The sequence below is a fragment of the Vibrio sp. Vb0598 genome, from assembly GCF_033338935.1.
Lineage (GTDB): Bacteria > Pseudomonadota > Gammaproteobacteria > Enterobacterales > Vibrionaceae > Vibrio > Vibrio alginolyticus.
Genome location: NZ_JAWOTP010000216.1, coordinates 1 through 1,150, shown reverse-complemented (window position 1 = coordinate 1,150; position 1,150 = coordinate 1). Strand labels below are relative to the sequence as shown.

Below are 1,150 nucleotides of genomic sequence, written 5' to 3'. Positions count from 1 at the left end.
AGTCGTGCTCGAGATAGGCGCTGCTGTTGAAGTAGCTTGGTTCATCATAATTTTCTCCGTTGACCTTTAAGTTCGTTTTTCGGTCTTAAGTTGAAACTTCGGGCGATGTTAGAGAACAAATATTTCAGTAATATTACAGATTGATTTCTGTGGGCACTTTTTATTGTGCTTTTTAATAGTTCAAAAAAGATAGTGGATTATCCTGTTTTAATTTATTGAAAAATATAGTCTTTATTGGTTTTATAAACTGAGATTTTTTTGATGAGAATTCGATAAAAAGTGCGTTTTACTTCAAGTTTTATGACAATACTGAGATTGTATTTTCGGTAAAACTTAATTTTAGTTGGTTAAAGTGATGGTTTTGCCGAGTATCTTGTCTGTCTCTGTCACATTTGGTATAAAAAGCATCACCTTCTTTTCTGGAATTGGCCGATGTCACATCTAAATTACAACCATCTTTATTACTTCTGGATGGTGTGCAAGCAAGGCTCTGTTACCAAGGCCGCGGATGCGCTTTTTCTCACTCCTCAAACGGTGACCGGGCAAATGAAAGCGCTTGAAGAGCGGATGAAAGGTAAGCTAACCAAGCGAAACGGCCGTACTGTCGAACCAACAGAACTCGGACAATTGGTCTTCAAATATGCGGATCGTATGTTTGGTTTAAGCTATGAGATGCTTGATATTGTGAACTACAGTCAGCACTCCAACATTTTGTTTGAAGTTGGTGTCGCCGATGCGCTGTCAAAACGGCTAGTTAGTAAAGTACTGATGACAACCGTGCCTGAAGACAACAGTATCCACTTACGTTGTTACGAGTCGACGCACGAACTGTTATTAGAACGGCTATCGCAGCACAAGTTGGATATGATTCTTTCTGATTGCCCGGTGGACTCGACGCAAAGCCCAGGCCTTTATAGTAAGAAGCTTGGCGAGAGTAGCATGAGTTTCTTTGCATCTTCTGACATTCCAGACGTCAAGTTCCCTGAAATTTTGGAAAAGAAAAAGCTGTTGATCCCAGCAAGTCGAACGGCGATGGGGCGAAAAGTCATTCAATGGTTTGATCGCCAAGGATTACAACCTGATGTCTTGGGAGAGTTTGATGACGTCGCGTTGATGAAAGCCTTTGCGAGATACCGTGATGATGTAATCT

The 1,150-nt window shown here is 40.9% G+C and carries 1 protein-coding gene; it reads left to right on the top strand.

The features are described from left to right. Positions 1-432: 432 nt before the first annotated feature. Positions 433-1,150, top strand: a 718-nt coding sequence (nhaR, locus tag R7Q38_RS24190) for a transcriptional activator NhaR (protein ID WP_318114615.1), incomplete at its 3' end; no start/stop codon positions are given.